The organism is Methylobacterium sp. 275MFSha3.1, from assembly GCF_900108435.1.
GTDB lineage: Bacteria > Pseudomonadota > Alphaproteobacteria > Rhizobiales > Beijerinckiaceae > Methylobacterium.
The window spans coordinates 439,070-446,430 of sequence record NZ_FNWP01000003.1 but is presented as its reverse complement, the minus strand read 5'-3'; the positions used below and the strand labels follow the sequence as shown (position 1 = coordinate 446,430).

Genomic DNA, 7,361 nt, shown 5'->3' with positions numbered 1-7,361 from the left:
CACGTCGCCGATCCGCGCCACGGCCTCGCTCAGGTCCCGGACCAGCGCGCCGGTCCGGTCGGCCTCCGCGACCGCCGCCCGCGCGAGGCCGGCCGAGCCGTCGACCTGCCGGCCGATCTCCTGCACGGAGGCGCCGAGTTCCTCGGCCGCCGCCGCCACGGTGCCGACGTTGCTGGCCGCCTCCTCGGCCGCGGCCGCGACGGTGGTCGACTGCCCCGCGGTCTCGGCCGCGGTCTCCGTCATGCCGCGGGCCGTGGCCTGCAACGATGCCGCCGCGGTCGAGACCTGCGCGACGATCCCGCCGACGGCGTCGGCGAAGCGGTCGGCGACCTGCCGCATCGCGAGGCCGCGCTGACGCTCCGCGTCCTGCCGCGCCGCCTCGGCCTCCGCCTCCAGCTGCCGGGTGCGGATCAGGTTGTCCTTGAACACCTGCACGGCCGCCGCCATGGCGCCGATCTCGTCGCGACGGTGCCGGAACGGTACCTCGGTGCCGGCCTCACCCCGCGCCAGCCGGGTCATCGCGGCGGTCATCGCGGCGATCGGCCGCGAGATGTAGAGGAGGCCGAAGATCGCCGCCGCCAGGGCGGACACCAGCGCGAGGCCGATGCTGGCGACGGCCGCGGCGGACGCGGCCTCGACTCGGGTCATCGCCGCGTCCGCGTCCTGCTGGGCCGCTTTCTCGTCGTGGTCCGCCAGACGGGCCAGGGCCGCCCGGGCGCCGTCGTACAGCGCCACGACGTCGGGCCGGATCAGCAGCGCGGTCGCCTCCGTCTGCCGCCCCGCCTCCACGAGGCGCCGCACGTCCCGATCCACCTCCGCGAACCGGGTCCAGGACGCGCCGAACGCGTCGTAGTGCCGCCGCTCCTCGACGGTGGTGATCAGCGGTTCGTAAGCCCGGCGCGCGTCGCGCAGCCGCGCGTGCGTGTTCGCCAGGGCGGCCTCATTGGCGTCCCGGTGCTCCGGCGTATCCGACAGCAGGATGAGCCGGTACTGCTTGATGCGGACCTCGGAGGCCGCCACTTCGATCGCGCCGACCTTCTCGAGGGAGGGCACCCAGTCCCTGGCCAGTGCCGTCGCAGCCTGCCCGATCCCGGCCAGCTGACGGAGGGACAGACCGCCCTGCGCCGCGGAGATCAGGGCAAGTCCCGCGAAGAGAAGGGCCAGGATTGCTTTGAGTGGAATGGATGCGCGCATGACGATCCTCGGCCAGATCCGAGTGCGGCTCGGTCGCATCGGGCGGTCCGACGCAAGCGACTGCATCTAGCCACTTCGGGATCTCGCGCAACCCGCGCCTTAAAAACATCATAGAATGATTTTAACTTGTAAAAATACTTCAGAAATACATAATTAACCGAACAAAGCTACATCATCATATGAGATAAAGGTCAACCGTCGCGCAGGTTCGGGTATCCGGTTTGCCCGAAAATCTCTCTTATCCAGACGAAAGCGTTGACGGCGACGATACAAGTGACGCTTGTGCCGGACCCGCACGCGACGGTCCGCGTCGACCGAGCCCCCATCCTTCCGAGAGGATTCCGCGCCCGGCCGCGATGCCTACCCGAGTCCTCACGCACCTCCGTCGATCCGGCCTTCCGCCGGGATCACCGGGACGAGTTGCACCCCGGCCTTCGCTCCTGCATTGCTCCTCAACCGCAAGGGGAGGGTTCGGGGCATGTCGACGGCTCGGGTCACCGTGGTCGATCACCCGCTGGTGCAGCACAAGCTGACCCATCTGCGGGACAAGAACCGCTCGACCAAGGGCTTCCGGCAGATCCTCAACGAGATCGGGATGCTCCTGGCCTACGAGGTGACCCGTGACCTCCCGCTGGAGCCCGTCACCATCGAGACGCCCCTCCAGCCGATGCAGGGGCAGCAGATCCAGGGCAAGAAACTGGTGCTCGCGCCGATCCTCCGCGCCGGAGTGGGCTTTCTCGACGGCATGCTGTCGCTGGTCCCGTCGGCCCGCGTCGCGCATATCGGGCTCTACCGGGATCCCGAGACGCTGGAAGCCGTGGAGTACTACTTCAAGGCGCCGTCCGATCTGGCCGACCGGACGGTGCTGGTGCTGGATCCGATGCTGGCGACCGCCAACTCGGCGATCGCGGCCCTCGACCGCCTCAAGGCCCGGGGCGCCTCCGACCTCCGCTTCGTCTGCCTACTGGCGGCGCCGGAGGGCCTTGCCAAGTTCCAGGCCGCCCATCCGGACGTGCCGGTCTGGACCGCGGCGATCGACAGCCACCTGAACGACCACGGCTACATCGTCCCGGGCCTCGGCGACGCCGGCGACCGGATGTACGGCACCCGCTAGGAGCCGGCCTCAGCGCCGCCGCCGGGCTCCGGCGCGGCCCTTGCCGACGACCTTGCGGAGGGTCTGCGAGAGCTGATCCACCGAGTAGGGCTTCTGGATCAGGTCGAAGCCGTGGACGCCCTCCTGCGCCAGCACGTGGCTGTAGCCGGAGGTGAGGACCACCGGCAGGTCGGGCAGGCGCCGCTGCAGCTCGCGGGCCAGCGCGATACCGCCCATGCCGGGCATCACGACGTCGGAGAAGACGGCGTCGAAGCGGAAGGGGATCCTCTCGATCTCGACGAGCGCCTCCTCGGCATTGGTTGCCCAGACGGTCTTGTGCCCGAGATCTTCCAGGATCTGTGTGGCGAAGCGGCCGACCTCGATGTTGTCCTCGACCACCAGCACGCAGAGGCTGGCGCCGTCGAGCCCGTTCTCCTCGCTCCGCGGCGTGACGGGCATGTCCGGCGCGTGCTCCGCCTGCGGCAGGTAGAGCGTGAAGGTCGTGCCGTGGCCCGGGCTGCTGGACACGTCGACGTCGCCCCCGGACTGCTTGGCGAAGCCGAAGACCTGGGACAGCCCGAGCCCGGTGCCCTTGCCGATGTCCTTGGTGGTGAAGAACGGTTCGAAGATGCGCGGCAGCACGTCGGCCGGAATGCCGATGCCGGTGTCGGACAGCGACACCGCCGCGAAGGTGCTGCGCGACCCCGCGTGACCGCGGATCGCCGGCATCGGCCGGTCGCCGGATAGCTTCAGGGTGAGGGTGCCCTCACCGCCCATCGCGTCGCGGGCGTTCACCGCCATGTTGATCAGCGCGGTCTCGAACTGGCTGAGGTCGGCGCGGATGTAGCAGGGTGTGGCGGGGATCTCGGCCAGAACGCTGATGCGCGCGCCGGTGACCGAATCCAGCATCTCCGCCACGGCCCGCAGCGAGGCGCCCACCTCGAAAACCTCGGGCCGAAGGGCCTGGCGACGCGCGAAGGCCAGGAGCTGGCCGGTCAGCTTGGCGGCGCGGTCGACCGTGTCGGAGATGGCCTCGACGTAACGGCGACGGCGCTCCTCCGGCAGGTCCGGGCGCTTGAGCAGGTCGGTGGAGGATTTGATCACCGTCAGCAGGTTGTTGAAGTCGTGGGCGACGCCGCCGGTCAGCTGCCCCACCGCTTCGAGCTTCTGCGACTGCCGCAGCGCCTCCTCCACGCGCTCGCGCTCGGCGCTCTCGGACTGGAGTTTGGCATGAGCCTCCGCCAACGCCTGCATATTGCGTCGCTGCTCGGTCAGGTCCGTCAGGATCCCGCAGAGGAGCGGCTGATCGCCCTGGCAGGCGAAGCGGCTGAGCGACAGGAAGGTCGCGCTCTCCGAGCCCGCCGCCGCGCGCAGCGCGATCTCCTCGCGGACTGGCCCGTCCATCGCGTGCCGGATCAGGCGCCCGAGGTCGACATCCGCGTGGACGAAATTCCGGAGCGCGCGGCCGGTCAGGCGCTCCTGCGGCTCGCCGAGCATCTCGGCCAGCCGCCGGTTGCAGTAGAGCAGCGTCCCGTCCAGCGCCAACGTGAACGCGCCTTCCTGCATCTGCTCGATCAGTGCCCGGTAGGGCAGGTCCGCGTTCTCAAGTGTGTAGACGAGACGCTCGTGGTTCGGGCCCTCCACCACGACGGCGTCGAAATCGCCCCGGCGGATGGCCGCGAGGGTCTCCTCACTCTCCTCCAGCCGCGCCTCGAGTTCGCGGATATGGGCGCGATAGGCGTCGAGCCCGGGCTCGTCGCCGGGCAGCAGAGCGTCCACACCCATCAGAGCGGCTCCGCGGCGGACGCGATCTCGAGACTGCGCAGCACGCGGCCCTCATCCAGGAGATCGCCCGAGAGGCGCCGTTCCGGCCCCGGCGCCAGTCTCAGGAGCGTGGGTGCGGCGAGGATCCCGTCGCGCTCGGCAAGGTCGGGCTGCTGATAGATGTCGACGATCTCCAGCTCGTAGCGGCCCGGGAAGTGGGCCTCGCAGATGCGGCGCAGCACTTCGACCGCGCGCAGCGAGCGCGACGCGGTTCCGGCCACGAACAGCCGCAACCGGACGTGCTCCGCGTCCGTCGGAGACGAGGCGGCCGCGTTCAAGGCCGGTCGGCCTTGGGACGGATGTCGAGGCCGACCAGAACCTTCTCGGTGTTCGACAGGTCGCCGATGATCCGCTTGAGCGGCGACGGCAGCCGGCGCACGAGGGTCGGGATCGCGAGGATCTGATCGCCGGCGGCGAGCTGCGGGTTCTTCATGAGGTCGATGACCTCGATGTCGTAGTGGCCGGCCAGGTGCTCCTCGCAGAACCGCTTCAGGTTGCTCAGGGCAGCGAGAGACTTGGCCGTCTGCCCGGCGACGTAGAGGCGCAGGTGATAGTGGCCGGAATCGCGGTCGAGATCCGTCTCGGGTGCTTGGTCGTCCGATGTCGTATCGCTCATTCCGCGGCACTCCGTCGTGCGCTCAACGCCTGCTGCTCCGCCGCGAGCGTGACGCCCCGCGCCGCGTCCTCGGCACGCAGGCTCTCCTCCTCGTCCACGGCCGCCTCGAGACCGGCCCTGAGCTCCTCGATCTGGCGCTCCAGGGCGGAGCGTCGGCGCGCCATATCCCGGAGCCGGCGCTCGGTCGCGTCCCGGTGCTGCTGCGCGGCCGCGCGTTCCTGAGCCTCCTGAACTAGGCGCGCGGTGCCGGTGAGAACACCTGAAGGACCAATATAGGCATCCACCAACTGGATCCCGTCCGACGACATCAGAAATTCGCGGATCTGGTTGGAATGGCTCATACCCCGCGCCTTGATGACGTAGAGGGTCCGCGTCCGCTCGCCGTTCGCCTCCATGTTCTGGAGCTTGATCCAGGCATCCATCAGGGAGGACACGCCGAGATCGTTGTCCTCGATCAGGGAGCCGTCGCCGCGGAGGGTCGTGAAGATCGCCGTGATGCCGCGGGTCTTGATTAGGTCGATCATGCGCAGGAGCGTCGCCTGCAGCTCGCCCGACGACCCGCGCAGGGCCGAGATCGGGTCGAGCACCACCACGTCCGGCCGGAACTGGTCGAGGTCGCGGTGCATCCGCGCGAGATGCGTCTCCAGACCGAACAGGCTCGGCCGCGCGGCCTCGAAGCGGAGGCGGCCGCTCGCCACGTGCGCGGCGAGGTCGAGCCCGATCGAGCGCGCGTTGCGGATGATCTGGGCACCGCTCTCCTCGAACACGAAGGCCATGCAGCGCTCGCCGCGCCGGCAGGCCGCGTCGAGGATCGAGGCGGCGAGCATGCTCTTCCCGGTCCCGGCCTCGCCGGAGATCAGGATCCCGGAGCCGCGATGGAAGCCCCGCGGTCCCAGCATGGCGTCGAGCCCGGCGATCCCCGTCGAGAGGATGCCGTCGGGCACCCCGTAGACGAGATCCGCCGAGGTCACCGGCAGGACGCTGATCCCCGCGTGATCGATAAGGAACGGGTACTCGTTGGTGCCGTGGGCGGAGCCTCGATACTTGACGACGCGCAACCGTCTCGTGGTGATCTGGTCCTCGACGCGGTTGTCGAGCAGCACGACGCAGTCGGAGACGTACTCCTCCAGGCCCTGGCGGGTGAGCGGCCCGTCGCCGCGCTCGCCCGTGATGATCGCGGTGAGGCCGCGATCCTTGATCCAGCCGAACAGGCGGCGCAGCTCGGCGCGGAGCAGGGTCGGATCGGTGAAGCCCGCGAACAGCGTCTCGATCGTGTCGAGGACGACGCGCTTGGCCCCGATCGACTCCACCGCGAAGCCGAGGCGGATGAACAGGCCCTCGAGGTCGTACTCTCCGGTCTCCTCGATCTCGCTCCGCTCCACGCGCACGTGGTCGATGGCGAGATGGCCGGCGGCGACGAGACCGTCAAGGTCGTAGCCGAGCGACGCGACGTTCGCCGCCAGATCCTCGGCCCGCTCCTCGAAGCTCATGAACACGCCGGGCTCGCCGTAAAGCGTCGCGCCGTTGACCAAAAAGGTCGTGGCGAACAGCGTCTTGCCGCAGCCCGCGGCGCCGCAGATGAGCGTCGGCCGCCCGGCCGGGAGACCGCCATGGGTCAGGTCGTCGAAACCGGTGATGCCGGTCGCGACCTTGGGTAGTGTCCGGGCGGCTTGCGGATCGGGCACGATGGGCGAATCCCTGGACGTCTCGGAGGACGGCAAGTCCGGAAGTGGGGCGGCGCTCTCAACCCTGCCGGGCCGATCGGGACGGTTCGCACCGCGAGAGACGCGGAGGCTGGCGCGAACAGCGCGTCGAACGGGCGGAACACCCGTGGAATGCGGTATGGCAACGGGTCCGCCCGCGCAATATGGGTGCGTGACGCGTCCGGCCGCCATCCCATCGACGGACTGCGCAGACCGATGGAGGGCCTCCATGCTCGGCTGGGACGTCGACGTCAACGAGGCCCTGACGGCGCCGGCCGTCGCGCGCAATCGCGACGCGATCCTGGCCGTGCTCCGCGAGATCCTGCCCGACAGCGGCACCGTTCTGGAGATCGCCAGCGGCTCCGGTGAGCACGCGGTCCACGTCGCCGCGGCCCTGCCGGGCCTGGACTGGCTGCCGAGCGATCCCGAACCCGCCGCCCGGCGCAGCATCGCCGCGCACGCGCTCCGGGCCGGGCTCGCCAATATCCGGCCGCCGCTCGCGCTCGACGCCGCCGCCGCGGCGTGGCCCGTCGCGCGGGTCGACGGGATCGTGTGCATCAACATGATCCACATCGCGCCCTGGGCCGCCACCGAGGGCTTGATGGCCGGCGCCGGACGCGTCCTGAGCGCGGGCGGCGTCCTGTTCCTGTACGGGCCGTTCCGCGAGGCGGACCGGCCGTTCGCGGAGAGCAACGCCGCCTTCGACGCCTCCTTACGCGCGCGGGATCCCGCCTGGGGCGTGCGGGACCTCGACGCTGTCGCGGCGGAAGCGGCCCAACACGGGCTCAGCCTGGTCCGGCGCGTGGCCATGCCCGCCAACAATCTGAGCCTGATCTTCGGCCGGGCGGACAGGTGAGCGCCCGTCTGTCACGGCTTTCCGCATCTGCACACTGTATTCAAGCATCCGCGTGCTGCACTATCCTGTCCTGGA

Annotated in this window: 7 protein-coding genes; 2 read left to right on the top strand and 5 right to left on the bottom strand. The window is 69.9% G+C overall.

What is annotated here, in order from left to right; genetic code table 11:
* The coding region (locus BLW78_RS05040; protein WP_091677187.1) for an MCP four helix bundle domain-containing protein at positions 1-1,194 on the bottom strand (1,194 nt) is incomplete at its 3' end.
* A 478-nt stretch (positions 1,195-1,672) separates the two neighbouring features.
* Between BLW78_RS05040 and upp the strand changes: the two genes are divergently transcribed.
* The gene (upp, locus tag BLW78_RS05035) at positions 1,673-2,308 is read left to right on the top strand and encodes a uracil phosphoribosyltransferase (protein WP_020096508.1); all 636 of its coding nucleotides are present in this window, start codon (positions 1,673-1,675) and stop codon (positions 2,306-2,308) included.
* A gap of 9 nt (positions 2,309-2,317) precedes the next feature.
* Here upp and BLW78_RS05030 read toward each other — a convergent pair whose 3' ends face one another.
* Genes BLW78_RS05030 through kaiC form a run of 4 tightly spaced genes read right to left on the bottom strand, consistent with a single transcriptional unit; the run spans position 2,318 to position 6,412 of the window.
* A complete protein-coding gene (locus tag BLW78_RS05030) occupies positions 2,318-4,072 on the bottom strand; it encodes an ATP-binding protein (protein ID WP_091677184.1) in 1,755 nt (584 codons plus the stop codon).
* Complete coding sequence (locus BLW78_RS05025; protein WP_020096506.1) at positions 4,072-4,344, bottom strand: circadian clock KaiB family protein; 273 nt, start codon at positions 4,342-4,344, stop codon at positions 4,072-4,074. The genes BLW78_RS05030 and BLW78_RS05025 overlap by 1 nt, the downstream gene beginning before the upstream one ends.
* 41 nt (positions 4,345-4,385) lie before the next feature.
* Entirely contained in the window at positions 4,386-4,727 is a 342-nt protein-coding gene (locus BLW78_RS05020; RefSeq protein WP_091677182.1) for a circadian clock KaiB family protein, read from the bottom strand.
* Complete coding sequence (gene kaiC / locus BLW78_RS05015) at positions 4,724-6,412, bottom strand: circadian clock protein KaiC (protein WP_170855086.1); 1,689 nt, start codon at positions 6,410-6,412, stop codon at positions 4,724-4,726. The genes BLW78_RS05020 and kaiC overlap by 4 nt, the downstream gene beginning before the upstream one ends.
* A 247-nt stretch (positions 6,413-6,659) precedes the next feature.
* Here kaiC and BLW78_RS05010 point away from each other — a divergent pair, with 247 nt between their 5' ends.
* Positions 6,660-7,286, top strand: coding sequence for a DUF938 domain-containing protein (locus BLW78_RS05010; protein ID WP_091677176.1), 627 nt, complete (start codon positions 6,660-6,662; stop codon positions 7,284-7,286).
* The last annotated feature ends 75 nt before the right edge of the window (positions 7,287-7,361 follow it).

Bases quoted from the DNA above. Each gene is read 5' to 3' on its own strand.
- upp (WP_020096508.1), top strand. From the start codon at position 1,673: ATGTCGACGGCTCGGGTCACCGTGGTCGATCACCCGCTGGTGCAGCAC.
- BLW78_RS05030 (WP_091677184.1), bottom strand. From the start codon at position 4,072: ATGGGTGTGGACGCTCTGCTGCCCGGCGACGAGCCCGGGCTCGACGCC.
- BLW78_RS05020 (WP_091677182.1), bottom strand. From the start codon at position 4,727: ATGAGCGATACGACATCGGACGACCAAGCACCCGAGACGGATCTCGAC.
- BLW78_RS05010 (WP_091677176.1), top strand. From the start codon at position 6,660: ATGCTCGGCTGGGACGTCGACGTCAACGAGGCCCTGACGGCGCCGGCC.